The sequence below is a fragment of the Sanguibacter sp. Z41_6 genome, from assembly GCF_059621145.1.
Genome location: NZ_JCAQIF010000006.1, coordinates 116,398 through 140,006 on the forward strand (window position 1 = coordinate 116,398; position 23,609 = coordinate 140,006).

At 70.7% G+C, this 23,609-nt stretch carries 26 protein-coding genes; 10 read left to right on the forward strand and 16 right to left on the reverse strand.

Going from position 1 to position 23,609, the window contains the following annotated elements:
• Positions 1 to 3 precede the first annotated feature (3 nt).
• The 8 genes from AC54T1_RS13165 to AC54T1_RS13200 all read right to left on the reverse strand — a co-directional run bounded on the left by AC54T1_RS13165 (position 4) and on the right by AC54T1_RS13200 (position 8,057).
• Entirely contained in the window at positions 4 to 387 is a 384-nt protein-coding gene (locus tag AC54T1_RS13165) for a YccF domain-containing protein (protein ID WP_484344315.1), read from the reverse strand.
• 47 nt (positions 388 to 434) lie between these two features.
• Positions 435 to 761 carry a cupin domain-containing protein gene (locus tag AC54T1_RS13170; RefSeq protein ID WP_496912221.1) on the reverse strand — a complete coding sequence of 109 codons (327 nt, stop codon included), beginning with the start codon at positions 759 to 761 and terminating at the stop codon, positions 435 to 437.
• Between the two features lie 66 nt (positions 762 to 827).
• Positions 828 to 1,646: a TrmH family RNA methyltransferase gene (locus tag AC54T1_RS13175; protein ID WP_496912222.1), complete on the reverse strand. Its 819-nt coding sequence runs from the start codon at positions 1,644 to 1,646 to the stop codon at positions 828 to 830.
• Between the two features lie 84 nt (positions 1,647 to 1,730).
• Positions 1,731 to 3,626, reverse strand: coding sequence for an ABC transporter ATP-binding protein (locus tag AC54T1_RS13180; protein ID WP_496912248.1), 1,896 nt, complete (start codon positions 3,624 to 3,626; stop codon positions 1,731 to 1,733).
• 77 nt (positions 3,627 to 3,703) lie between these two features.
• Positions 3,704 to 5,437, reverse strand: coding sequence for an ABC transporter ATP-binding protein (locus AC54T1_RS13185; RefSeq protein ID WP_496912223.1), 1,734 nt, complete (start codon positions 5,435 to 5,437; stop codon positions 3,704 to 3,706).
• A 16-nt stretch (positions 5,438 to 5,453) separates the two neighbouring features.
• Entirely contained in the window at positions 5,454 to 6,605 is a 1,152-nt protein-coding gene (locus AC54T1_RS13190) for an SPFH domain-containing protein (RefSeq protein ID WP_484344311.1), read from the reverse strand.
• 67 nt (positions 6,606 to 6,672) lie between these two features.
• Complete coding sequence (locus AC54T1_RS13195; protein WP_484344310.1) at positions 6,673 to 7,149, reverse strand: NfeD family protein; 477 nt, start codon at positions 7,147 to 7,149, stop codon at positions 6,673 to 6,675.
• Between the two features lie 83 nt (positions 7,150 to 7,232).
• Entirely contained in the window at positions 7,233 to 8,057 is an 825-nt protein-coding gene (locus AC54T1_RS13200) for an ABC transporter ATP-binding protein (protein ID WP_484344309.1), read from the reverse strand.
• A gap of 63 nt (positions 8,058 to 8,120) precedes the next feature.
• On the opposite strand from AC54T1_RS13200, the gene AC54T1_RS13205 reads away from it, so the two are divergent.
• Positions 8,121 to 8,957, forward strand: coding sequence for an Rv1486c family protein (locus tag AC54T1_RS13205; protein ID WP_496912224.1), 837 nt, complete (start codon positions 8,121 to 8,123; stop codon positions 8,955 to 8,957).
• A gap of 9 nt (positions 8,958 to 8,966) precedes the next feature.
• Here the strand turns inward: AC54T1_RS13205 and glgA are convergent, their stop codons facing one another.
• A complete protein-coding gene (gene glgA, locus AC54T1_RS13210) occupies positions 8,967 to 10,187 on the reverse strand; it encodes a glycogen synthase (protein ID WP_496912225.1) in 1,221 nt (406 codons plus the stop codon).
• Positions 10,188 to 10,244: 57 nt separating this feature from the next.
• On the opposite strand from glgA, the gene AC54T1_RS13215 reads away from it, so the two are divergent.
• Positions 10,245 to 11,483 carry a glucose-1-phosphate adenylyltransferase gene (locus tag AC54T1_RS13215; RefSeq protein ID WP_484344306.1) on the forward strand — a complete coding sequence of 413 codons (1,239 nt, stop codon included), beginning with the start codon at positions 10,245 to 10,247 and terminating at the stop codon, positions 11,481 to 11,483.
• A 139-nt stretch (positions 11,484 to 11,622) separates the two neighbouring features.
• Complete coding sequence (gene serB, locus AC54T1_RS13220) at positions 11,623 to 12,312, forward strand: phosphoserine phosphatase SerB (protein ID WP_496912249.1); 690 nt, start codon at positions 11,623 to 11,625, stop codon at positions 12,310 to 12,312.
• A gap of 20 nt (positions 12,313 to 12,332) precedes the next feature.
• On the opposite strand, the gene AC54T1_RS13225 is transcribed toward serB, so the two are convergent.
• From AC54T1_RS13225 to AC54T1_RS13235, 3 genes are all read right to left on the reverse strand, one after another.
• Positions 12,333 to 12,860, reverse strand: a complete 528-nt coding sequence (locus AC54T1_RS13225; RefSeq protein WP_484344305.1) for a SixA phosphatase family protein — start codon at positions 12,858 to 12,860, stop codon at positions 12,333 to 12,335.
• Entirely contained in the window at positions 12,857 to 13,624 is a 768-nt protein-coding gene (gene fabI, locus AC54T1_RS13230) for an enoyl-ACP reductase FabI (RefSeq protein WP_496912226.1), read from the reverse strand. The genes AC54T1_RS13225 and fabI overlap by 4 nt, the downstream gene beginning before the upstream one ends.
• Before the next feature lie 153 nt (positions 13,625 to 13,777).
• Complete coding sequence (locus AC54T1_RS13235) at positions 13,778 to 14,509, reverse strand: beta-ketoacyl-ACP reductase (protein WP_484344303.1); 732 nt, start codon at positions 14,507 to 14,509, stop codon at positions 13,778 to 13,780.
• A gap of 252 nt (positions 14,510 to 14,761) precedes the next feature.
• Between AC54T1_RS13235 and AC54T1_RS13240 the strand changes: the two genes are divergently transcribed.
• Genes AC54T1_RS13240 through AC54T1_RS13250 form a run of 3 tightly spaced genes read left to right on the forward strand, consistent with a single transcriptional unit; the run spans position 14,762 to position 16,291 of the window.
• Complete coding sequence (locus AC54T1_RS13240; RefSeq protein ID WP_484344302.1) at positions 14,762 to 15,160, forward strand: DUF3099 domain-containing protein; 399 nt, start codon at positions 14,762 to 14,764, stop codon at positions 15,158 to 15,160.
• Complete coding sequence (locus AC54T1_RS13245) at positions 15,153 to 15,401, forward strand: hypothetical protein (protein WP_484344301.1); 249 nt, start codon at positions 15,153 to 15,155, stop codon at positions 15,399 to 15,401. The genes AC54T1_RS13240 and AC54T1_RS13245 overlap by 8 nt, the downstream gene beginning before the upstream one ends.
• 41 nt (positions 15,402 to 15,442) lie before the next feature.
• On the forward strand, positions 15,443 to 16,291 hold the full coding sequence (locus AC54T1_RS13250) for an SURF1 family cytochrome oxidase biogenesis protein (RefSeq protein ID WP_496912227.1): 849 nt from the start codon (positions 15,443 to 15,445) through the stop codon (positions 16,289 to 16,291).
• Between the two features lie 54 nt (positions 16,292 to 16,345).
• On the opposite strand, the gene AC54T1_RS13255 is transcribed toward AC54T1_RS13250, so the two are convergent.
• Positions 16,346 to 17,944, reverse strand: coding sequence for an ABC-F family ATP-binding cassette domain-containing protein (locus AC54T1_RS13255; RefSeq protein ID WP_484344299.1), 1,599 nt, complete (start codon positions 17,942 to 17,944; stop codon positions 16,346 to 16,348).
• Between the two features lie 162 nt (positions 17,945 to 18,106).
• Between AC54T1_RS13255 and AC54T1_RS13260 the strand changes: the two genes are divergently transcribed.
• From AC54T1_RS13260 to ypfJ, 4 genes are read left to right on the forward strand one after another with little or no spacing between them, the layout of a single operon-like run.
• On the forward strand, positions 18,107 to 18,811 hold the full coding sequence (locus tag AC54T1_RS13260) for a biotin transporter BioY (protein ID WP_496912228.1): 705 nt from the start codon (positions 18,107 to 18,109) through the stop codon (positions 18,809 to 18,811).
• Between the two features lie 13 nt (positions 18,812 to 18,824).
• Positions 18,825 to 19,565, forward strand: coding sequence for an energy-coupling factor ABC transporter ATP-binding protein (locus AC54T1_RS13265; protein WP_496912229.1), 741 nt, complete (start codon positions 18,825 to 18,827; stop codon positions 19,563 to 19,565).
• Positions 19,562 to 20,308, forward strand: a complete 747-nt coding sequence (locus AC54T1_RS13270) for a CbiQ family ECF transporter T component (protein WP_496912230.1) — start codon at positions 19,562 to 19,564, stop codon at positions 20,306 to 20,308. The genes AC54T1_RS13265 and AC54T1_RS13270 overlap by 4 nt, the downstream gene beginning before the upstream one ends.
• A gap of 10 nt (positions 20,309 to 20,318) precedes the next feature.
• Positions 20,319 to 21,209, forward strand: a complete 891-nt coding sequence (ypfJ, locus tag AC54T1_RS13275; protein WP_496912231.1) for a KPN_02809 family neutral zinc metallopeptidase — start codon at positions 20,319 to 20,321, stop codon at positions 21,207 to 21,209.
• Between the two features lie 138 nt (positions 21,210 to 21,347).
• Here the strand turns inward: ypfJ and AC54T1_RS13280 are convergent, their stop codons facing one another.
• The 3 genes from AC54T1_RS13280 to AC54T1_RS13290 are packed head-to-tail and all read right to left on the reverse strand — an operon-like array spanning position 21,348 to position 23,547.
• Positions 21,348 to 21,698, reverse strand: coding sequence for a metal-sulfur cluster assembly factor (locus AC54T1_RS13280; protein ID WP_484344278.1), 351 nt, complete (start codon positions 21,696 to 21,698; stop codon positions 21,348 to 21,350).
• Between the two features lie 17 nt (positions 21,699 to 21,715).
• Positions 21,716 to 22,231 carry a Fe-S cluster assembly sulfur transfer protein SufU gene (gene sufU, locus AC54T1_RS13285; RefSeq protein WP_496912232.1) on the reverse strand — a complete coding sequence of 172 codons (516 nt, stop codon included), beginning with the start codon at positions 22,229 to 22,231 and terminating at the stop codon, positions 21,716 to 21,718.
• Positions 22,228 to 23,547, reverse strand: coding sequence for a SufS family cysteine desulfurase (locus tag AC54T1_RS13290; protein ID WP_484344276.1), 1,320 nt, complete (start codon positions 23,545 to 23,547; stop codon positions 22,228 to 22,230). Before AC54T1_RS13290 ends, sufU begins: the two co-directional genes overlap by 4 nt.
• Positions 23,548 to 23,609 lie beyond the last annotated feature (62 nt).

The following is a 23,609-nucleotide window of genomic DNA, read 5'->3' on the forward strand; positions in this document are numbered from 1 at the left end:
CAGCTACCAGACGCGCGCGGACGGCACGATCTCCTTGCCGAGCGGCATGAGCGAGATCGGGATCATCTTGAGGTTCGCGATCCCCAGCGGGATGCCGATGATCGAGAGGAACAGCGGGATGGCCGTCACGACGTGGCTGATGGCCAGCCAGATCCCGGCGACGAGGAGCCAGATGATGTTGCCGATTGTCGAGAACGCGCCGGCTGTCGGCTTGTCGACGACGGTGCGTCCGAACGGCCACAGCGCGTACCCCGCGATGCGGAAGGACGCGATCCCGAACGGGATCGTCACGATGAGGATGCAGCAGATCATCCCGGCGACGACATAGCCGATGGCCAGCCAGAGACCGGCGAAGATCAGCCAGATGACGTTCAGCAGTGTGTTCACGTAGACAGCCTGTCACGTGCCGGCCTGCGCCGGCACCGGGTCCGAGGTCACGATGCGGCGGTGCGGGACTGGACGATGACGACAATCATCTCCGTGTCCGCCCACGAGGTGTGCTGCTCGCCGCTCGACCACCGCACGGCGTCGCCAGGACCCACGGCATGCTCGACGCCATCGTCACCGGCGACCCTGCCGGCCCCTGCGACGACGTAGAAGAGCTGGTCCGGTCCGGCCGCATGACGCGGCAGCGAGCTGCCCGCCGCGAGCGACGCCACGTGGACGCTGGTCCGGGCTGCCGTCGCCGAGTCACAGAGCGCAGCCATGGCGACGCCGGGGGCGTCGTCGAAGTGCAGCGGGGGCACACGCGTGATCTCCATGCCCGATGGTAGGGACGAATGAGCCCAGTCGGCGAGGTGCCGTGCGCACGCCAGGTGGAGGCGACGCTACCGGGTCGCGTAGAAGACGACCGCCGCCGACGCCGCCACATTGAGGGAGTCCACTCCCCCGGCCATCGGGATCTTCACCACGGCGTCCACCGCCCCGAGCGTCGCCGGCGCGAGACCGTGACCCTCGGTCCCGAACACGAACGCGACCTTCTCGTTGCGCTGCTCGACGAACGCGTCGAGCGTCACCGAGTCGTCGCTCAACGCGAGCGCGGCGACGGTGAACCCTTCTGCCTGCAGCTCCGTGATCCCCGCGGGCCAGCTCTCGATCCGCGTCCACGGCACCTGGAACACCGTCCCCATGCTCACCCGCACACTGCGCCGGTACAACGGGTCCGAGCACCGCGGCGTCACGAGCACCGCATCCACCCCCAACGCGGCAGCCGACCGGAACGCCGCACCGAGGTTCGTGTGGTCGACGATGTCCTCGAACACCGCGACCCGACGAGCCCCGGCGCCGTCCCGTGCCCCGGCCAGGAGCTCCGCCACCGGCTGCAACGCCGGCCGGTGCATGGCCGCGAGCGCCCCGCGGTGCAGATGGAAGCCCGTGATCGACTCGAGCACAGCAGGCGTCCCCACGTACACCGGCACGTCAGGCCACTCGGCGAGGACGTCTGCCATCGACTCGAGCCACTTCTCCGCCATGAAGAACGACCGGGGCCGGTGCCCAGCGGCGAGCGCCCGACGGATGACCGTCGAGCTCTCCGCGATGAACAGGCCCTTCTCGGGCTCGTGCTTCGAGCGCAGCACGATGTCGGTGAGGTTCGTGTAGTCCGCGACGCGCTCGTCGGTGGCGTCGGTGATGGTGAGAGGAAGCACCTGACGATTCTCCCGGATCCACGGAGCACCCTGCTCCACCGAGGGGATCGGTCGCGCTGCGGGGCCCATCCGGTCAGGAGCCGCCTACCCGTCGGCGACGGCCGCCGCGAACTGGCTCTCGTAGAGCCGCGCGTACGCTCCACCGGCGTGGAGCAGCTCCTCGTGGGACCCCTGCTCGACGATGTCCCCGTGCTCCATGACGAGGATGACGTCCGCGTCCCGGATGGTCGACAGCCGGTGCGCGATGACGAAGCTCGTGCGCCCGGCGCGCAGGGCGTTCATCGCCTGCTGGACAAGGACCTCGGTGCGGGTGTCCACCGAGCTCGTCGCCTCGTCGAGGATGAGGATGGCGGGGTCGGCGAGGAACGCGCGCGCGATGGTGAGCAGCTGCTTCTCCCCCGCGCTCACGCTCGACCCGTCGTCGTCGAGCACGGTGTCATAGCCGTCGGGCAGGGTCCGGACGAACGGGTCGACGTGGGTGGCGACCGTCGCCCGCAGCAGGTCGTCCTCCGTGACCTCGCCGCGCGCGCCGTACGTGACGTTCTCCGCGATCGTGCCCTTGAACAGCCAGGGGTCCTGGAGCACCATCCCCATGCTCGACCGCAGCTCGTCGCGCGTCATGCGCGAGATGTCCACCCCGTCGAGGCAGATGCGCCCGGCGTTGACCTCGTAGAAGCGCATGAGGAGGTTGACGAGGGTCGTCTTGCCCGCCCCGGTCGGTCCGACGATCGCGATGGTCTGACCGGGCTCGGCGACGAGCGACAGGGACGTGATGAGCGGCGCGTCCGGCGAGTAGCTGAACGCGACGTCCTCGAACGTCACCCGCCCGCGCACGACGGGCACGTGCTCAGGGTCGGTGGGGTCGGGCGACTGCTCGGCGGCGTCCAGCAGCTCGAACACACGCTCGGCGGACGCGACGCCCGACTGCAGGAGGTTCATCATCGACGCCACCTGCGTGATGGGCTGCGTGAACTGGCGCGAGTACTGGATGAACGCCTGGACGTCCCCGAGGGACAGCGACCCGGACGCCACCCGCAGCCCACCGACCACGGCCACGACGACGTAGTTGAGGTTCGCGATGAATCCGATGGCAGGTTGGATGATCCCGGAGATGAACTGGGCCTTGAAGCTCGACTCGTAGAGGTCGTCGTTCTCGGTCGCGAACGTCCGGATCGCCTCGTCCTGGTGACCGAACACCTTGACCAGCGCGTGCCCGGTGAACATCTCCTCGACGTGCGCGTTGAGGCGCCCGGTCGCTGCCCACTGGCGGACGAACTGCGGCTGGGAGCGCTTCGCGATCGCCGCCGTGACGATGACGGAGAGCGGGATGGTCACGAGCGCGACGAGGGCGAGGAGCGGCGAGATCCAGAACATCATCGCGAGGACACCGATGATCGTCAGGACCGAGGACACGAGCTGGGAGAGGGTCTGCTGCAGCGTCTGCGCGACGTTGTCGATGTCGTTGGTGACACGGGAGAGCACCTCCCCGCGCTTGTGGGTGTCGAAGTACGCGAGCGGGAGCCGGTTGAGCTTGCGCTCCACCTCGTCCCGCAGACGCAGCACGGTTCCCTGGACGACGATCGCTGTGATGCGGCCCTGCAGCCACCCGAAGAGGAAGGCGCCGACGTAGATCGCCACCACCCACAGCAGCACGGTGCGCAGCGCGGCGACGTCGAGACCGGCGCCCGGCACGAGGTCCATCGGCGCGAGCATGTCTGCCAGCTGGTCCTCGCCCTGCGCCCGCAGCCCTGCCACGGCCTCGTCGAGGGACGTGCCAGCAGGCAGCCGGGAGCTGAGGAACCCTTCGAAGATGATGTTCGTCGCCGAGCCGAGCATCTTCGGCCCGGACACCGACAGCGCCACGGAGGCGACGGCCAGCACGACGACGAGAGCCACGCGCAGACGCTCCACGCCGAGGTACCCGGCGAACCGCTTGAGCGACCCGGTGAAGTCCATGGGCTTCTCGGCGGGCATCCCCATCCCGGCACCCGGGCCGTGGCCCCGGGGAGGGCGGGTCAAAGGTGCCGCAGGCTTCTCGGTGACGTTCTCGTCGTCGCTCACGCTGCCTCCTCTGCCGAGAGCTGGGAGAGGACGATCTCCTGGTACGTCTGGCACGTGGCGAGGAGCTCCTCGTGCGTGCCACGGCCCACGACGCGACCGTTGTCGAGCACGACGATCGCGTGCGCGTCCCGGATGCTCGCCACCCGCTGCGCCACGAGGATGACCGTGGCGTCCTTGGTCCGAGGTGCCAGCGCACGCCGCAGCGCGGCGTCGGTCGCGTAGTCCAGCGCGGAGAACGAGTCGTCGAAGAGGTAGACGCGCGGCGACCGGATGAGTGCGCGCGCGATGGCGAGGCGCTGACGCTGCCCGCCGGAGAAGTTCGTGCCTCCCTGCGAGACCTCCGCCTCGAGCCCCTCGGGCAGCGCCGCGACGAAGTCGCGCGCCTGCGCGACGTCGAGCGCGTCCCACATCTGCTCGGGCGTCGCGTCAGGCAGCCCGTAGGCGAGGTTCGACGCGATCGTCCCGGAGAACAGGTACGGCCGCTGCGGCACCATCCCGATCTGCGCCCACAGGTCCTGCCCCGCGATGTCCCGCACGTCGACGCCATCGAGCAGGACGGCTCCTCCCGTCACGTCGAACAGGCGGGGCACGAGGTTGACGAGGGTCGTCTTGCCCGCGCCGGTGGACCCGATGATCGCGGTGGTCCGCCCCGGCTCCGCGGTGAAGGCCACGTCGGACAGCACGGGGTCCTCGGCGCCCGGGTAGGCGAACTCCACGTCCCGGAACTCCACGACGCCGCGCACGGCGGGCATGCGGACCGGGGCGGCGCTCTCCACGACGCTCGACGGCGTCTCGACGACCTCCATGATGCGCTCCGCGGAGACCGCGGCGCGCGGCACCATCATGAAGATCATCGTCGACATCATCACGGCCATGAGGATGAACATGATGTAGCTGAGGAAGGCCGTGAGGGACCCGACCTGCATCTCGCCCGAGTTCACGCGCGACGCACCGAACCACAGCACGAGCACGCTGCCGAGGTTCATGATGAGCATGACCAGCGGGAACATGAGCGCCATGAGCTTGCCGACCCGCAGCGAGACGTCGAAGAGGTCCGTGTTGGCGACGCCGAACCGCTCCTCCTCGTGCCGCTCGCGCACGAACGCCCGGATGACCCGGATGCCGAAGATCTGCTCGCGGAGCACGGCGTTGATGCGGTCGATGCGCTTCTGCATCTGCCGGAAGGACGGGATCATCCGGGCGACGATGACCGCGATGGTCACGCCGAGGACGGGAACGATGACGAGCAGCAGCCAGGAGAGCCCCACGTCCTCCCGCAGCGCCATGACGACCCCGCCGACGAGCATGATCGGCGCCATGACCATGATCGTCAGACCGAGCATGACGACCATCTGGACCTGCTGGACGTCGTTCGTCGTGCGGGTGATGAGCGACGGCGCACCGAAGTGGGCGACCTCCTGACCGGAGAACGTCTGCACGTGGGTGAACAGGGCGGCACGGACGTCCCGGCCGAACCCCATCGCCACCCGCGACCCGAAGTACACCGCGACGATCGCGCACGCGATCTGACCGAGGCTCACCCCGAGCATGAGCACACCCACCCGAAGGATGTACGACGTGTCGCCCTGGGTGACGCCCCGGTCGATGATGTCCGCGTTGAGGCTCGGCAGGAACAGCGAGGCCATCGTCTGCACGAGCTGCAGGACGAGCACGAGCACCAGCGGTCCCGAGTAGGGCCGCAGGTGTGTGCGCAGAAGGGTCAGGAGCATCGGTGGCCGAGGGCGCCTACTGCGCCTCGGGAGCGGTGCCGCTCCCGGGCTGCGGCTCCACCGGCGGGACGGCCGGGGCCTGCGGCGGACGGTGCGCACCCTCGCTGCGCGGCACGATGCCGGCGCTCGTCGCGTCCGCCGTCGCGGCCTCTGCGAGACGACGGGCCTCAGCCAGCGCCTGCGTCGGGTCCTCGAGGGACGGCTTGAACGACGCGGCGGACCGCTCGCGGCGCGTCTCCCCGGTCGACGGACCGCCAGCTCCACCGGAGGGCGCCGTCTCGGTGTCGCCACCGAAGCCCTTCGTGATCGACCCCAGCGCTGCGGTGAACTCGGTGGGGACGATCCACATCTTCGAGGACGTGCCGTTCGCGATCTGCGGCAGCATCTGGAGGTACTGGTACGCGAGGAGCTTGGGGTCGGCGTCACCCTCGTGGATGGCGTCGAAGACCTGGAGGATCGCCCGTGCCTCACCCTCGGCGGTGAGGATGGCAGCCTGCGCGGAACCTTCGGCCCGCAGGATCGCGGCCTGCTTCTCACCCTCGGCGGTGAGGATCTGCGACTGCTTGAAGCCCTCGGCGGTGAGGATCGCTGCACGACGGTCACGCTCGGCGCGCATCTGCTGCTCCATCGAGCCCTGGATGCTCTGGGGCGGGTCGATGGACTTGAGCTCCACCCGGTTGACGCGGATGCCCCAGCGGCCGGTGGCCTCGTCGAGGACGCCGCGCAGCTGGCCGTTGATCTGGTCACGGCTCGTGAGCGTCTGCTCGAGGTCCATGGAGCCGATGACGTTACGGAGCGTGGTGACGGTGAGCTGCTCGATCGCGGTGATGTAGTTCGAGATCTCGTAGACCGCGGCCTTGGGGTCCGTCACCTGGAAGTACAGGACCGTGTCGATGCTCACGACGAGGTTGTCGGAGGTGATGACGGGCTGCGGTGGGAAGGACACGACCTGCTCGCGGAGGTCGACGCCGGCGCGGACGCGGTCGATGAACGGGATGAGGAAGTGCAGGCCTGCGTCCATGGTCCGCGAGTACCGACCGAGGCGCTCGACGATGAGCGAGACGGTCTGCGGCACGACGCGTACCGCGCGCACGAGGGCGATGATGAAGACGAGCGCGATGAGCGCCGCGAGGATGATGCCGAAGATCTGTGCGCCGTCTGCGTCCATGTGGTCGCGTCCTTCCAGTGGGCGCTCCCTGCAGGGAGCACATCGAGTGGTCTGTGGCGGGCTCTCGTCAGGAGACGCCGCGGGGCGGGAAACGCAGGTCCGTGCCACCAGGAGCAGCGGGCTCGGCCTCGACGACGGCCGTGGCCCCGTCGATCCGCACGACGCGCACGTCCGTGCCGACCGCGTACACGGCGGGCGTCGCGGCACGCGCGCTCCACACCTCGCCCTCGAGCTTGACGCGGCCCGCGTCGTCCGTGACCGCCGCGACGACGACGGCCGGTTTGCCCGTGAGCGCCGCGACGTTCGTCTCGGTGAGCGGCACCCGCTTGCGCAGGTGGTCGAGGAGGTACGGACGCAGCGCGAGGAGGAGCACGGTCGACGTCACGCCGAACACGATGATCTGGACGACGAGCCCTCCGCCGAGCAGGCTCGTCACGGCCGCGGCAACGGCGCCGCCCGCGAACATGATGAGGATGAGGTCGAGCGAGATCATCTCGACGACGACGAGCACGAGCGCTATGGCGACCCACCAGTACCAGTCCATGACGACCCCTCTCGACAGCTCCGTTGCGTCTTTACCCGAACTTTACCGGACAGGGCGGCTTCCTGACAGGACGAGCGGGGGTGTCAGTGCGCCTGACCGCGCGTTCGACCTGGCTCGGACCCGACAGAGGCAGCGCGTGCGGACCAGCGGCCGTCGGCGTGCGTGACCTCGAGCGCGAGGCCGAAGGCGGCCGAGAGGTTCTCGTCCGTGAGGACGTCGGCGACCGGACCGGCGCTGTGGACCGAGCCGTCCCGCATGAGCATGACGTGCGTGAAGCCCGGCGGGATCTCCTCGACGTGGTGCGTGACGAGGACGAGGACGGGCGACTGGGGGTGCGCGGCGAGCTCTGCGAGTGCTCCGACGAGCTCCTCGCGGCCCCCGAGGTCGAGGCCGGCGGCGGGCTCGTCGAGCAGCAGCAGCTCGGGGTCCGTCATGAGCGACCGGGCGATCTGGACGCGCTTGCGCTCACCCTCGCTGAGCGTCCCGAACCGGCGGTCGGCGAGGTGCTCGACCCCGAACGCGGCGAGGAGGTCCATGGCGCGCGTCTGGTCGAGGTCCTCATAGGCCTCGCGCCAGCGGCCCGTCACGGCGTACGCGGCCGTGAGGACGACGTCGAGGACGCGCTCCGAGGCGGGGATCCGGTCGGCGAGCGCCGCGCTCGCGAGCCCGATCCGCGGCCGGAGCTCGAAGACGTCGACGCGTCCGAGCTGGGACTCGAGGATCCTCGCGGTGCCGGTCGTGGGGTGCATGCGTGCAGCCGCGAGCTGGAGAAGCGTCGTCTTGCCGGCACCGTTGCGGCCGAGGACGACCCACCGTTCACCTTCCGCCACCTGCCAGGAGACGTCGTCGACGATGTTCTTCTCAGCGCGGCGGACAGAGACATTCTGCAGGTCGAGAACCCAGGTCATGGTCCCCGACCCTATCCGCATCCCCGCTGATCCGTGGACACGCCCGTCGCGTAGTTTTGTGCGGTGACGTCTCCACCTCCTGCCGCGCGACCCGGACCGGGCGCGATCCTGCCACGCGCCGCGTCCCTGGCCCTGTGGGTGCACGCCGTCCGGCCCGGCGACGCATCCCAGCACGAGGCCCTGCGGGCCGTGGTGCAGGATGACGAACCTCACACGCTCGCCGGTGAGCTCCCCACCGGGCTGCACGAGCCGACCCTCGCTGCGCTGCTGCGGTCCTGGACCGGGCGGGTGGCGGCGGCCATGGCCCTCTTCCCCGGGCCCGGGGACGTCATGGGGGCGCCTGCCGCGGTGAGCTCAGCGGCGATCGAGGCTGAGGAGTGCGTCCTCGTCACACTCCGGTCAGACGACCCGCACGAACAGCAGGAGCTCGAGCACTGGGCTCTCGTCCCGGAGATCGAGACCTTCGGCAGCGCACTCGAGCCGGGTCATCTCGTCGCGTGGCAGATGACGCGCATCCCCGCGTGGGAGCACCGCGCGATCGGCACCGTCGGCGCGCTCGGTGACGCGGAGCGTGCGCTGCAGCGCGGGCTGCGCGAGGCCACGGCGGCGCTCACCGAGCTCGACATCTCGCGGTGGCGAGAGGACGCCCAGGACGCGATCATCGCGCTCCGGGACCCCGTCGACCTCCGCGCGCTCCTGCCCAGGACCCTCGAGCCGCGCCGCACGCACGTCTTCCAGTCCGCAGCGCGGCTGCGGGCGATCGTCGACCTCGCCACCGTCGACGACGGTGGCGCGATCAACATGTGGCAGGCGGACCAGCGCGCGACCGCGCTGCGCGAGATCGACCGGGTGGCGCGCCGCGCGATGGCCGCCGCCACCCTCGTCACGCAGGGACGGTGAGCAGAGGGCTCACGCCCCTGCGAGAACGGCCTCGTACACCTCGACCGTGCGGTCACCGATGGCGTCCCACGCGAAGTGCTCCTCGACACGGGTCCGGGCCGCGCGCCCCATCCCGGCAGCCCGGACCGGATCGGTGACGACCACGGTGAGCGCCTCGGCGAGGTCCGAGACGAACTGCTCGGGGTCGAGCGGTGTGCCTGTGCCGTCCTGCACCTGCTCGAGCGGCACGAGGAGGCCGGTGACCCCGTCGTCGATGACCTCGGGGATGCCTCCGGTCGCGCTGCCCACCACGGGGAGCCCGACGGCCATCGCCTCGAGGTTGACGATGCCGAGCGGCTCGTAGACGGACGGGCACACGAACACGGTCGAGGCAGCGAGCACCGCGCACAGGTCCGGGCGCGGCAGCATCTCCTCGATCCACACGACGCCGGTACGTCGGGTGGACAGCTCCGCCACGGCTCCGGAGACCTCGGCGGCGATCTCGGGCGTGTCGGGGGCGCCGGCACAGAGGATGAGCTGCACGTCGGCGGGCAGGCGCTCCGCCGCGCGCAGCAGGTAGGGCAGACCCTTCTGGCGGGTGATACGGCCGACGAACACGACCGCCGGACGCTCCGGGTCGATGCCCAGCGCGCGCACCACACGCTCTGCGCGCTCCGCCTCCGCACCCTCAGGTCGGCGCCACCCGGTGAGGTCGATCCCGTTGTGCACGACGTGCACCTTCGCCGGGTCGACCGACGGATACGCCCGCAGGATGTCCTCGCGCATCCCGGCGCTCACCGCGATCACCCCGGCGGCGCCCTCGTAGGCCGTGCGCTCCGCCCAGCTCGACAGCGCGTAGCCGCCCCCGAGCTGCTCCGCCTTCCACGGGCGCAACGGCTCGAGCGAGTGCGCGGACAGCACGTGCGGGATGCCGTGGAGCAGACCCGCGAGGTGCCCCGCGAGGTTCGCGTACCAGGTGTGCGAGTGCACGAGGTCGGCGCCCGCGACGTCCCCCGCCATCGCGAGGTCCACCCCGAACGTCGCCAGTGCCGGGTTCGCCCCCGTCAGCTCCGCGAGCGGTGCGTACCCCGTCACGCCCGCGGGCGTCGACGGATCGGTGCGCGGTCCGTCGAAGCACCGGACGCGCACGTCGAGGCGGCTGCGCAGCACGGCGGAGAGCTCGGCGACGTGCACGCCCGCGCCTCCGTAGACGTGGGGCGGGTACTCACGGGTCAGCAGATCTACTCTCACGTGCGACACGGTAGCGCTTCTGATGCACCGCGGCGTCCGCACCCATAAGGTCGGGGCATGGCAGCCCCCAAAGTTCTCGCGATCGTCCTGGCAGGCGGCGAAGGAAACCGGCTCAAGCCGCTCACAGCGCACCGGGCGAAGCCCGCCGTGCCGTTCGGCGGAATCTATCGACTGGTCGACTTCGCCCTGTCCAACCTGGTCAACTCGCACTACCTGCACATCGTCGTGCTCACCCAGTACAAGTCGCACAGCCTCGACCGCCACATCTCCAAGACGTGGCGGATGTCGGCTCTCCTCGGTAACTACGTCGCCCCGGTCCCGGCCCAGCAACGGGTCGGCAAGCACTGGTACCTCGGCAGCGCCGACGCGATCTTCCAGTGCCTGAACATCATCGAGGACGAGCGGCCCGACATCGTCGTCGTCGTCGGCGCGGACCACGTCTACCGCATGGACTTCTCCCAGATGGTCGACGCGCACATCGCGTCCGGCGCGGAGATGACCGTCGCAGGGATCCGTCAGCCGATCGCCCTCGCGACGGAGTTCGGTGTCATCGACACCGACCCGCAGGACCAGACGAAGATCCGGGCCTTCCTCGAGAAGCCGGCCAACCCGACCGGCCTGCCCGACTCCCCCGGCGAGATCCTCGCCTCGATGGGCAACTACGTCGTCAACGCGGACGCGCTCGTCGAGGCCGTCACCAAGGACGCGGAGAACCTCTCCTCGAAGCACGACATGGGCGGAGACATCGTCCCGTACTTCGTCGACCGGGGGACGGCAGGCGTCTACGACTTCATCCACAACGACGTCCCCGGCTCCACCGACCGGGACCGCGACTACTGGCGCGACGTCGGGACCGTGGACTCCTACTACGAGGCCAACAAGGACCTCATCGCAGTGACGCCGGTGTTCAACCTCTACAACTCGCAGTGGCCCCTGCACACCGGCTACGTCGGCCTCCCGCCCGCGAAGTTCGTGCACGCCGGCGCCGGTCGGCTCGGTCACGCCGCCGACTCGATCGTGTCCCCCGGTGTGCTCATCTCCGGGGCGACCGTCGTCGGGTCGGTCCTCTCCCCCGACGTCCACCTCCACTCCTGGGCCGCGGTGTCCGACAGCGTGCTGCTCGACAACGTCGCCGTGCACCGGCACGCCCAGGTGCACCGCGCCATCATCGACAAGAACGTCGTCATCAAGGAACGTGCGCGCGTGGGGCTCAACGCCGAGGAGGACCGCGCACGCGGCTTCACGGTGACGCCCTCCGGCATCACCGTCGTCCCCAAGGGCACCATCGTCGAGTAGCAGGACACAGCGTCGAGCAGCAGGACCCGACGACCCGCCGCGGGTCGTCGGGGCACGTCCGGCCCGTGGGCACCCGGCAGGGAGCCCACGGGCCACGTCCTACTCTGGGCCGGTGAAGACGTCGAGCACACCCCCGTCCATCCCGGCGCCCACCCCGACGCACGAGTCCGACGCCGTGGGACCGCGCCGGCTCGTGGTCATGGACGTCGACTCGACCCTCATCTCGCAGGAGGTCATCGAGCTCATCGCGGAGCACGCCGGCACCCGGGACGAGGTCGCCGCTGTGACCGAGCGTGCGATGCGCGGCGAGCTCGACTTTGCCGCGTCCCTGCGCGAGCGCGTCGCGACGCTCGCGGGCGTCCCGGAGCGCGTCCTCGCCGACGTGCTCTCCCGGACGAGCTTCACGCCCGGGGCGCGCGAGCTCGTCGCGGAGTGCCAGCGGCGCGGGTGGATCGTCGCCCTCGTCTCCGGCGGCTTCACCGAGGTCGTCGCTCCGCTCGCGGCGACCCTGGGGATCACCCTGTTCCGCGCCAACCGGCTCGAGGTCGTCGACGGCATGCTCACCGGGCGCACCACCGGGCAGGTCGTCGACCGCGCCTACAAGGCCCAGAGCCTGCGGGAGTTCGCTGCCGACGCCGGCATCCCCGTGGAGCACACGGTGGCTATCGGTGACGGTGCGAACGACCTCGACATGATCGCCGCGGCGGGCATCGGCATCGCGTTCGCCGCGAAGCCGCTCGTGCGTGAGCAGGCTCCGTACGCGATCGACGGACCTCGCCTCGACGCCGCGCTGGACGTTATCGACGAGGTCTCCCGGCGAACTGCCTGACCCGTGCCGAGGTCGTGCGGTCAGACGTCCGCGTGCACCAACGCCGCGAGCAGGCCAGCACTCCGAGCGATCCCGCTCCAACCACCGCTGACCTCGACGACGAGGTAGGCAGCCGTCGGCAGCCCGACCTGCGCCTGGGCGAGGGCCGCTCCGTCGGACCCCGGCCCCGCGAGATACTCCCCCACGGCCGACATGACCGGCTCGTGCCCGACGACAAGCAGTGTCCGGACGTCGTCCGGCACCTCGCGGACGTGCGCCAGGACACGCGCGACGTCGGCCTCGTACAGCTCGGGCGCGATCGTCACGTGCTGCTCGGCGCCGCCGAGTCCGCCACGCACGAGGTCCCACGTCTGACGGGTGCGCACGGCGTCGGAGCAGAGCACCCCGTCCGGGAGGAGCTCCCGACGGAGCAGCCCCTGACCGACGCGGGTCGCCTGCCGGCGTCCCGCGAGCGCGAGCGGACGCTGGGCGTCATGACCGGCGCCGGCCGGTTCTGCCGTCGCGTGACGGAGCAGGACCAGCCGGCGCATGGGGTCGGGCGAGCTCACAGGCCCATCGCGTGGACTCCGCCGTCCACGTGGACGATCTCCCCCGTGGTCGCAGGGAACCAGTCGGAGAGCAGAGCGGCCACGGCGCGTGCCGTGGGTTCGGGGTTCGTCTGGTCCCAGCCGAGCGGGGCGCGCTCGGGCCAGCCGCCCTCCATCTTCTCGAAGCCCGGGATCGACTTCGCGGCGGTCGTGCGCAACGGACCGGCGGAGACGAGGTTCACGCGGATGCCCTCGGGGCCCAGGTCGCGGGCGAGGTACCGCGACGTGGACTCGAACGCCGCCTTGGCGACGCCCATCCAGTCGTAGACGGGCCAGGCGTACCGCGCGTCGAAGGTGAGGCCGACGATGGAGCCGCCGGAGCTCAGCAGCGGCCTCGTGGCCACGGCGAGCGACTTGAGCGAGTAGGCCGACACCTCGAGCGCCGTCGCGACGTCAGGCCACTCGCCCGAGAGGAAGTTGCCGCCCATGACGGACTGCGGGGCGAACCCGATGGAGTGCACGACACCGTCGAGGTGGTCCACGTGCTCGCGGACGACGCCCTCGAGCGCTGCGAGGTGCTCGGCGGAGGTCACGTCGAGCTCGACGACCGGCGCGGCCTTCGGCAGCCGCTTCGCGATGGCCTGCGTGAGGCGGAACTGACGCCCGAACGACGTGAGCACGACCTCGGCCCCCTCCTGCTGTGCGAGGCGGGCGACGTGGAATGCGATCGAGTGGTCGGTGAGGACCCCCGTCACGAGCAACTTCTTGCCTTCAAGCAGGCCCATCAGATTCCTTCCGGTAAGGGTAAAGACGTGGTGCACGTGTCAGCTCGCTGCGCGAGGAACAAGCCGTGCGCATCGTCCGAATATACGTGGGCGGGCGTGCAGCGCTGACGCCCCTCCCGGGACGCGGGCCACGCCCGTGCGAAGGTGGTGCGGTCAGTGACCCATGCCGAGGCCGCCGTCGACCGGGATGACCGCGCCGTTGATGTACCCGGCGTCGGGGGACGCGAGGAACTCCACAGCGCCCGCCACCTCGGCGGGCAGCGCGAAGCGACCAGCCGGGATCATCGCCTTGTACGCGTCCTGCCGCTCCTGCGGGAGCTGGGCCGTCATGTCCGTGTCGATGAACCCGGGTGCGACGACGTTCGCCGTGATGTTGCGGGCGCCGAGCTCCCGGGCGACGGAGCGTGCCATCCCGATGAGGGCGGCCTTGGAGGCGGCGTAGTTGACCTGACCCGCGCCGCCGTACAGTCCGACCACGGACGACACGAGGATGATGCGGCCGCGGCGCAGCCGGATCATGCCCTTCGACGCCCGGCGCACGCAACGGAACGTGCCCGTGAGGTTGACGTCGACGACGCTCTCGAACTCCTCGTCGGTCATCCGCATGAGGAGCTGGTCCTTGGTGATCCCCGCGTTGGCGACGAGCACCTCGACGGGTCCGAGCTCGGCCTCGATGGCCGTGAAGGCAGCGTCGACGGCCGCAGTGTCGGTGATGTCGGCGACCGCGCCGAAGACACCCTCGGGCAGCTCGCCGCTGCGGTAGATGGTGGCGACGCGGTCCCCCGCAGCGACAAAACGCTCGGCGATGGCGCGGCCGATGCCTCGGTTCGCGCCGGTCACGAGGACGACACGGGCCGTCCTGGTGGTGTCCTCAGCGGCAGTCACAGGTTTCCTCCATACACAGGCAGCAAGTGGGGTGCGCGCGGGGAGCTCCTCCGTCGCCGCATAAAAACGGTAGCCGACGGCGGTGCCGAACGCTCAGGGGTCGACCCACGACTGCGCGGACCCAGGTCGTGGGAAACCTCCAAAGCGACGCACCCCGGGGAGGGCTGGTGGTCCCGTGGACGTGCTGGGAGTCACAGCATCGGTCCCCCTGCTCCCAGAGCCTGCCCAGACACCCGGCGTAAACTCGGCAGCGTGAAGATTCGTGGCGCCGGGCATTCCGGGCCCCGCACTGGCGGGGGCGCGACGGTCGAGGTGCACAGCATCACGTCCGCCACGGAGTCGCTCGCCGACGACCAGTCCCGTCGGGCGAAGCGCTACCTCATCCAGATGGCCATCCGCATGGCGTGCTTCGCGGGAGCCGTCTTCGTCGACGGACCGCTCATGTGGGTCCTGCTCGCGGGAGCGGTCCTCCTGCCGTACTTCGCGGTCATCGACGCCAACTCGGGCCGTCCGCGGCGCTCCGTCGCACCCGCACCCATGGAGTACCGTCAGCTGCCGTCCCATGCCACGGCTCCGCCCGACGGCGCGACGCCCGGCACGACGACGCACGACACCAGCCCGCACGACGACAGGACGGACCGCAGTGGTTGACCTCCTGGGTCTGGCAGACCCTGTCTCCGACGACGACCTCGTGTGCAGCTCGAAGGGATGCCGCTCCGACGCCTCGTGGGGTCTGCTGTGGAACAACCCGAAGCTGCACACCCCCGAGCGCCGCAAGGTGTGGCTGGCGTGCGGCGACCACCGCGAGCACCTCGAGACCTTCCTCGGAGCTCGTGGGTTCCTGCGCAGCACCGTGCCCGTCACCGACCTCGAGCGGTTCCCGACGCCTTGACCTCGCCCGCCCCCGCTCCCGCCCGCACACCGTTGCAATGGGTGACCCTCTGGTCCGTCGTCGCGCTCGTCATGACGGTGTGCGTGCTCGCTGGCTGGTGGCAGTGGAACCGGCACGTCGCGCGCGACGCCGCGATCGACCTCATCACCTCCAACTACGCGGCGGAGCCCGTGGACCTCGCCGAGCTGTTGCCCGACGTGGGTTCACCCGTCGACGACGACGACGTGTGGCGGCCGGTGCGGGTGCGCGGTACCTATGTCCCCGAGGCGACCGTGCTGCTGCGCAACCGTCCGGTCGACAGCCAGCCGGCCGTGCACGTCCTCGTCCCGTTCGTCACGGACTCGGGAACCGTGCTCGTCGTCAACCGGGGATGGTCGCAGTACCGGAGCGACACGACGGGCGCGGACATGCCGCTGCCGCCCTCCGGAGAGGTCGAGATCGTCGTGCGGCTCCGCGCGGACGAAGCCCCCTCGTCGCGGGGCGCACCGCTCGGCCAGGTCCAGGCGATCAACACCGCGCAGGTGCTCGAGGCGGGTCCGGACGGGGCGGGCTGGGCGGAAGGTGCGACGTACGGTGCCTACGGTGCGCTCGCCACGGAGGAGCCCGCTCCGTCTGACGCCCCGCGCCCGCTGCCCGAGCCCGACACCGACCCGCGCTCCCACCTGTCCTACGCCTTCCAGTGGTGGGTCTTCGCGGCAGGTGCCGGCATCGGGGCGGTCGTGCTCGTGCGCCGGGAGAAGCACGAGCAGGTCCTCGCCGACCTGGACGGGGCCCCGCACCCGTTCGCCGACCCCTCGCACGCCGGGCGCGGCAGCGGCCCCGGACGTGGGCGCGGACGGTCGGCGGAGGACGACGAGGACGACCTCATCGCCTCGCACCGCGCCCGCTGACCGTGCTCGTGCGCACAGCTGACGCGGCTCGCGCCAGCTGTGCGGCAGCCGGGGTCAGGCGAGCTCGATGAGCTCCGCGTAGCCGTCGTTCCACAGGTCCTCGTCGCCGTCGGGCAGGAGCAGCACCCGCTCGGGGGCGAGCGCCTCCACCGCGCCGTGGTCGTGGGTGACCATGACGACGGCGCCTTCGTAGCTCTTCAGCGCCCCGAGGATCTCGGCGCGGGATGCCGGGTCGAGGTTGTTCGTCGGCTCGTCCAGGAGCAGCACGTTCGCCGAGGACACGACGAGGGCAGCGAGCGCGAGACGCGTCTTCTCACCGCCGGAGAGCACCTTCGTGGGCTTGTTCGCGTCGTCACCGGAGAACAGGAAGGACCCCAGGGTCGAGCGCACCTCGCCGTCGGTGAGGTCCGGGGCGCTGTGACGCAGGTTCTCCACGACTGTGAGGTTCATGTCGAGGGTCTCGTGCTCCTGGGCGTAGTACCCGAGCTTGAGCCCGTGCCCCGGGTGCACCTCGCCGGAGTTCGGCTCCTCGACGCCCGCCAGGATGCGCAGCAGCGTCGTCTTCCCCGCACCGTTGAGGCCGAGGATCACGACGCGGCTGCCGCGGTCGATCGCCAGGTCGACCCCGGTGAACACCTCCTGGGAGCCGTAGACCTTGCTCAGACCCGAGGCTGTCAGGGGCGTGCGCCCGCAGGGGGCGGGAGTCGGGAACCGCAGCTTGGCCACCTTGTCGCTCGCGCGCTCGCCCTCGAGAGAGCTGAGCATGCGCTCCGCGCGGCGGATCATGTTCTGGGCTGCGACGGCCTTGGTGGCCTTCGCGCGCATCTTCTCGGCCTGCACGAGCAGCACCGACGCCTTCTTCTCGGCGTTGGTCCGCTCGCGGCGGCGGCGGCGCTCGTCCGTCTCCCGCTGCAGGAGGTAGGCGTCCCAGCCGAGGTTGTACTGGTCGAGCTCTCCGCGGTTGGCGTCCAGGTGGAACACCTTGTTGACGGTGGCTCGCATGAGCTCGTTGTCGTGGCTGATGACGACGAAGCCGCCGGCGTAGCTCTTGAGGTACTCGCGCAACCAGACGATGGAGTCGGCGTCGAGGTGGTTCGTGGGCTCGTCGAGCAGCAGCGTGCCGACGCCCGAGAAGAGGATGCGGGCGAGCTCGACCCGGCGTCGCTGACCGCCGGAGAGTGTCCCGATCTGCTGGGAGAGCACACGCTCGTCGAGGCCGAGGTTGGAGGCGATGCGCTCGGCCTCGCTCTCCGCGGCGTACCCGCCAGCAGCGGTGAAGCGCTCCTCGAGCGCCGGGTACCGCTCCATCGCCGCGAGCTGGGTCTCCTCGTCGGCGCTCGCCATCGCGCCCTCGGTCTCACGCATCTGCCGCACGAGCTTGTCGAGGTTGCGGGCCGAGAGGACCCGGTCCATGGCGATCATCTCCATGTCGCCGGTCCGCGGGTCCTGGGGAAGGTAGCCGATGTCACCCGTGCGGGTGATCTGGCCCTTGGTGGGGAGCGTCTCTCCCGCGAGGGTCTTCGTCAGGGTCGTCTTGCCGGCGCCGTTGCGCCCGACGAGACCGATCCGGTCGCCCGGCGCGATGCGAAAAGAAGCCTCTTCCAGGAGCACCCGGGCGCCGAAGCGTAGTTCGACGGCGTGAGCAGTGATCACTGAGGTTTCCTCCGTAGGATGCCCACAAGTGTTGGGGGCGGGCACAAACGCCACCGATTCTATCGGTCGATAGCCTTCACCAGGCACCAGCTGCACCGATCACACGTGTGATCCGCGCACGTCCCGCACGAGCGGAGGGCCCCGAGTCCCATGGGAGACGCGATGAAGGACACGGCACGCGCACAATCGACGACCCCCCACAGCCCGGCGCCGAGCAGCCCGACGCCAGACGATCCACACCCCGCGGCTCAGCACGACGCGCAGGGGCCGGTGCGCCGGGAGATCGTCCGTTCCTCCCCCGCGACGAACATCGCCCTCATCGCGACCTTCGCGGCGCTCATCGCCGTGTGCGCGATCCTTCCCGCGATCAACGTCGGCGGGTCGATGGTGCCGATCACGCTCCAGACGTTCGCCATCATGCTCACCGGCGCGGTCCTCGGCTGGCGGCGCGCTGCCCTCGCGGTGCTGCTCTACATCGCCGTCGCGGTGGCTGGCGTCCCGATCTTCTCCCAGGGACGCTCCGGGCCTGGCGTGTTCCTCACCCCGTCCGCCGGGTATATCGCTGCGTTCCCCCTCGCTGCGATGATCGTGGGCGCCCTCGTGGCCCGGATCCCGGCGAGCGCGAGCCGCGCCGCGCAGACCGGCCTGACGTTCGCGTCCTGCGTCGTCGCGAGCATGCTCACCATCCACCCGCTCGGCATCCTCGGGTGGATGTGGCACGCGAACCAGTCCTTCACCGAGGCCGTCGTCTCCGATGCGGTCTTCATCCCCGGTGACCTCATCAAGAGCGCCGTGGCGGCCATCGTGGCGACCGCTGTCCTGCGGGCGTTCCCCGACCTCCGGCCGCGTCGCACCCGTCGCCCGTGACGGCCGTGACCTCGTGATCGAGTTCGACGACGTGAGCGTCGTCGTCCGTGGGACAGGAGGTCGCTCCGCACGCGGCGCCGCACCCGACGAGATCACGATCCTTGCCCCCACGACGCTCACGCTCGACGAGCGCCGGATCGCCGTGATCGGCGCGAACGGCTCGGGGAAGTCGACCCTCGCGCGACTCGTCAACGGGCTCGCGGTGCCGACCACCGGGTACGTCCGGGTGCACGGGCTCGACTCCCACGACGACGGCGCCCGTGTGCGGCGGATGGTCGGATTCGTGTTCAGCGACGCCGACGCCCAGCTTGTCATGCCCACGCCGGTCGAAGACGTGGGCCTGTCTCTGCGTCGGCTGGGGATCCCCGGACGTGAGCGCGAGGTGCGCGCCCGGGAGATCCTCGAGCGCTTCTCGCTCGGCCACCTCGCGGACGTGAGCGTCCACGCGTTGTCCGGGGGGCAGAAGCAGCTCCTCGCCCTGGCGGGCGTGCTCGCGACGCAACCCCGGATCCTCGTGTGCGACGAGCCGACGACCCTGCTCGACCTGCGTTGGCGGACGTACGTCGACGAGCTCCTCGCGAGCGTCGACCAGCAGGTGCTGCAGGTCACGCACGACCTCGACGCCGCGCTGCGCGCCGACCGGGTGCTCGTCGTCGACCGCGCGGCAGTGGTGTTCGACGGCGCGCCCGGGCCCGCTGTCTCCTACTACCGGGAGCTCATGACGCAGCGCTGGACCACGGCCGACGACGTATGACGCGCCGTCGTCGGGCCGCTCGGCCGCCGTGGTCCGGCCCCCTGGGCATCTACACCCCCGGAACCTCGTGGCTGCACTCCGCCCCGGCAGGCGCCAAGTTCGTCGCCCTGCTCGTCGTCTCGGTGGCACTGACCCTCGCCGACGAGCCTGCCGTGGTGGCCGGGGCGCTCCTCGCCGCGATCGCCCTCGTCGTCGTCGCGCGCCTGCCGCTGCGCCGGACCATCCGCTCCCTCGCGCCGATCCTCGTCCTGAGCGCCCTCCTCGGGGTCTACCAGTGGTGGGCACGAGGCTGGCACCACGGCGCCGTGACCGCCGGGACGCTCGTCACACTCGTCGTCCTCGCCACCGTCGTGACCGCCACGACGCGCACCGACCGGATGATCGACACGCTCGTCCGGGCAGCAGCGCCGCTGCGTCGCGTGGGCCTGGACCCGCAGGCCCTCGCGCTCGCCATCGCGCTCATGCTGCGCACCATCCCTGCGCTCATCACCGTGACGCAGGACGTACGGTCCGCCGCGAAGGCCCGCGGTCTCGAACGCAGTCCCCGCGCGTTGCTCGTGCCGTTCGTGCTCCGGACCGTCGCGCGCGCCCACATGACGGGCGACGCCCTCGCGGCGCGCGGCATCCTCGACGGGTCCGACGAGCCCCCCGCGCCTACCGGGCCAGAGGACGGTCCGGGTACCGGTGCGGGGGACGTTCCTGTGCGACCGGTCCGTCGCGCCAGCAACCGCGACGACAGGTAACCTCCGGTCCATGACGTTCCGAGAAGGTGGATCCTTCGACAGCAACCGTGTCCAACGTCGTTCAGGAGGCGCCCGCACCGGTGGCATCGCCGTGGGTGGCGGGCTCGGCGCCATCGCCCTGTTCGTCATCGCCCAGCTGCTCGGGGTGGACCTCACGGGGCTCGTCTCCCAGGACGACGGCGGGCAGGCACAGCAGGGGACCGACCTCACCGGCTGCGAGACCGCGGACCGCGCGAACACGGACTCCGAGTGCCGTTACGGCTGGACCCTCGAGGCGCTCGACGCCTACTGGGCGACCACGCTCCCCGAGCAGACGGGCGTCGCGTACACGGTCCCCGACGCCGTGTCCGTCACGTCGTCGTCGGTGGGGACGGGGTGCGGCTCGGCGACGAGTGCCACCGGTCCGTTCTACTGCCCCGCCGACGAGACGGTCTACGTCGACACGAGCTTCTTCGCGGTGCTCCGTGACCAGTTCGGTGCGTCCGGTGGACCGCTGGCCGAGCAGTACGTCGTCGCGCACGAGGTGGGCCATCACATCGAGCAGATCACCGGGGTCATGGCAGGGGCGGACCGCTCCGGCAGCGGGCCGGAGTCCGACTCCGTGCGGATCGAGCTCATGGCCGACTGCCTGGCGGGGATGTGGGTGGGCAACGCGTCGCGGACGATCGACCCGGAGACGGGCGCACCGTTCCTCGAGCCGATCACGCCCGAGCAGCTGGCGGACGCGCTCTCGGCGGCGGAGGCGGTCGGCGACGACCGTATCCAGGAAGCGTCCGGCGGTGGGGTGAACCCCGAGTCCTGGACCCACGGGTCCGCGGAGCAGCGCCAGCAGTGGTTCACGACTGGCTACGAGGGCGGCACGTTCGATCAGTGCAACGCCCTCGAGGCCACGACGCTCTGAGGGGCGGCATTCCCCGGCGCTGAGCAGTCCGAGCGGCACCACCGAAGGAGCGTGCTGCTGCCGGAGGCCGTGCGCAACGCCGAACGCGCCGCCCGTCGTCGACGAGCAGCGCGTTCGTGGTCCTGGTGGCAGGCGGCGTCAGACGTTGAAGCCCAGGGCCCGCAGCTGGTCCTTGCCGTCCTGGGTGATCTTCTCCGGGCCCCACGGCGGCATCCACACCCAGTTGATGCGGAACCCGTCGACGACGCCCTCGAGCGCCTGGCCGGCCTGGTCCTCGATGACGTCGGTCAGCGGGCACGCCGCAGACGTGAGCGTCATGTCGATGACCACGTGGTTGTTCTGGTCGAGGACCAGCCCGTAGATGAGCCCGAGGTCGACGACGTTGATCCCGAGCTCGGGGTCGATGACGTCCCGGAGGGCCTCCTCGACGTCGGCGACGTTCGTGGGTGCGTCGGCGGTCGCGGCGCCGTTCGTCGTGTCACTGGTCATGGGGTCTCCTTGGGAGGTCAGCTGTGGCTGGACGAGGTGGAGCGGGCCGGGGAGTCCGACAGGACCCCGGTACGCGCGAAGGTGTCCCGCAGGGCGGCCCACCCGAGGAGCGCGCACTTGATGCGCGCCGGGAACTGGGAGACGCCGGTGAATGCGGCTCCGTCACCGAGCTGCTCCTCGAGGTCCCCGTCGAGGCCCTTCCCGCGGGAGGACATGAGGTCACGGAAGACGGACGCGACGTGCTCGCTCTCGGCGACGTCCTTGCCGGTGACGAGCTCCGTGAGGACGGACAACGAGGCCTGCGAGATGCTGCATCCCTGGCCCTCCCAGCTCACGCGCTCGACGCGCGTGACGCCAGACTCGTCCTGCGTGAACTGCACGCGCATCGTCACCTCGTCGCCGCAGGTCGGGTTCACCTGGTGCGACTCCGCGGCCAGCGCCGCCGGATCGGACTCGACGAGGCCGCGCCCGTGGGGGGTGCGCGAGTGGTCGAGGATCACCTGCTGGTAGAGCTGCTGCATCGAGCTGGTCATGCATCACCGTCCTTGTCAGTCAGTCCGAAGAACGCCCGGACACCCGCCAACGATTCCCGGAACACCCGGATCTCGTCGACGGTCGTGTAGACGGACGCGGAGGCGCGGGCCGTCGCGGCGATGCCGAACCGGCGGTGCAGCGGCTGCGCGCAGTGGTGCCCCACCCGGACCGCGATGCCGGCGTCGTCGAGCATCTGCCCGACGTCGTGGGCATGCACACCGTCGACGACGAACGAGACGGCAGCGAGCCTGTTCGTCGTGTCGAGCGGACCGATGACCCGGACACCCGGGATGTGGGCGATCTGCAACAGCTCGGCAGCGAGCTCGCGCTCGTGCGCTGCGACCGCCTCCATGCCGAGGTCCGCGAGGTACGTCGCGGCGGCGCCCATCCCGACGGCCTGGGCGACCATCTGGGTACCGGCCTCGAACCGCTGCGGTGGGGGCGCGTACGTCGTCGAGGTCATCGTGACGACCTCGACCATCGAGCCGCCGGTGGTCACCGGCGGCATCGCCTCGAGCAGCTCCCGGCGCCCGTAGAGCGCGCCGACACCTGTGGGTCCGAGCATCTTGTGGCCGGAGAACGCCGCGAAGTCCACGCCGAGGGCGTGCAGGTCCACCGGCATGTGCGGGACGCTCTGGCAGGCGTCGAGCACGGTGACCGCGCCGACCGCGCGGGCACGCTCGACGAACGGCGCGACGTCGGTCACCGCTCCGGTGACGTTCGACGCGTGGGTGAACGCGAGGATCCGCGTGCGCTCCGTGACCACCGAGGCCAGCTGCTCCGTCCGCAGCCGACCGTCGTCGTCGACCTCGATCCAGCGGACCACGGCACCTGTCCGCGCAGCGAGCTCCTGCCACGGGACGAGGTTGGCGTGGTGCTCCGCCTCGGTGACGACGATCTCGTCGCCCGGGGCGAGGGCGAACCGGCGCGCGGCCTCTCCCCCGCGTCCTGCGGTGGCGTTGGAGAACGCGTACGCGACGAGATTGATCCCGGCCGTGGCGTTCGTCGTCCAGACGATCTCGCCCTCGTCCGCCCCCACGAAGGTGGCGACGGCCCGACGCGCGGCCTCGAACGCCTCGGTCGCCTCTTCGGCGAGCTGGTGCGCACCCCGGTGCACCGCGGCGTTGCGCTCGAGGTAGAAGTCCTGCTCCGCATCGAGCACGGGGTCGGGCTTCTGGGAGGTGGCACCCGAGTCGAGGTACACGAGGGGACGGTCACCGCGCACCGTCCGCGCGAGCAGCGGGAAGTCGGCGCGCACGGCGGCGAGCTCCGCGGCGCTCAGCGCTGCGGGCCGTCCCAGGTCGGTGGCGGTCATCGTCCCTCGCTTCTGGTGGTGACCCGCGGACGGGTCACCACCATCTCGTGTGCTGCAGTCGT